The 871-nt window shown below is 38.8% G+C and carries 2 protein-coding genes; one reads left to right on the forward strand and one right to left on the reverse strand.

Annotation, left to right across the window (positions count from 1 at the left end; all coding sequences use genetic code 11):
• Nucleotides 1-95: 95 nt before the first annotated feature.
• Nucleotides 96-635, forward strand: coding sequence for an RNA 2',3'-cyclic phosphodiesterase (thpR, locus tag ACFIK8_RS09645; protein WP_014923606.1), 540 nt, complete (start codon nt 96-98; stop codon nt 633-635).
• A 100-nt stretch (nt 636-735) separates the two neighbouring features.
• Here the strand turns inward: thpR and grpE are convergent.
• Nucleotides 736-871, reverse strand: a 136-nt coding sequence (grpE, locus tag ACFIK8_RS09650) for a nucleotide exchange factor GrpE (protein WP_375669300.1), incomplete at its 5' end; no start/stop codon positions are given.

Here is an 871-nt window from a genome sequence, read left to right on the forward strand (position 1 = left end):
TTTATATATTATTATCCTTTCTCCTAGTGATATATTTTACTTTCAACTTATCAACGTCAAATTTGTATTGAAATTTTTTTCTATTAGCAGATACCATGTACCGTTTGTTTAGCGCTCTTCAGATTCCTAAGAAAACAACAGAAGCACTCATATCGCTGCAAAATGGCTTACTAAAGGCGCAGTGGATTAACCCACAAAACTTTCATGTCACTTTGTCTTTTTTTGGTGAGATTGAAAGCTCTCTAGCCGATGAGCTTATGCGTGCCTTTGACACAATAAAGCTTCCTCCTTTTATGCTACACATGAATGGTTTCAAAGTTTTTGGTTCGGAAAATGCTCCTCATTCTCTTGTTGTTCGTATTGAGCCTTGTGAAACTCTCAGCCTTTTACATGAAAAAATGGAATGTATTCGGAGCAACTTAGGGTTAAATCCTGATAAAAAACAATTTACTCCGCATATCACTCTTGCACGACTGCTTGATATTAAACCTGAAGATCTTCCTTTTTATCTATCTTCTCGAGGTGACTTTTCGTTTCCTCCCTTTAAGGTTGACCATTTTGCTCTACTTTTATCGCCTTCGCCCTTAAGCGATGCCCCTTATGTTGTAAAAAGAAGGTGGGTACTTCAAGGATAAAAAGAGGGTGTTAACACCCTTTAGAACTCTTTGATAAATGCCTTACGAATTTAGAAACGTAAGGCTACCTTTGTACTCAGGACATTGTTCCTGATGCATTTCAAGCTGAACCAGATTCCACAGGCACTTCTTTTGTTCCTCCTTTTGCTACACCCACTATAGCCGGGCGCAGAACACGTTCACCGATAATGTAACCGGCTTGCACAACTTGCTGAACGGTATTATCTGGAACATCA

It is taken from the genome of Bartonella sp. MR168JLCBS (genome assembly GCF_042194175.1).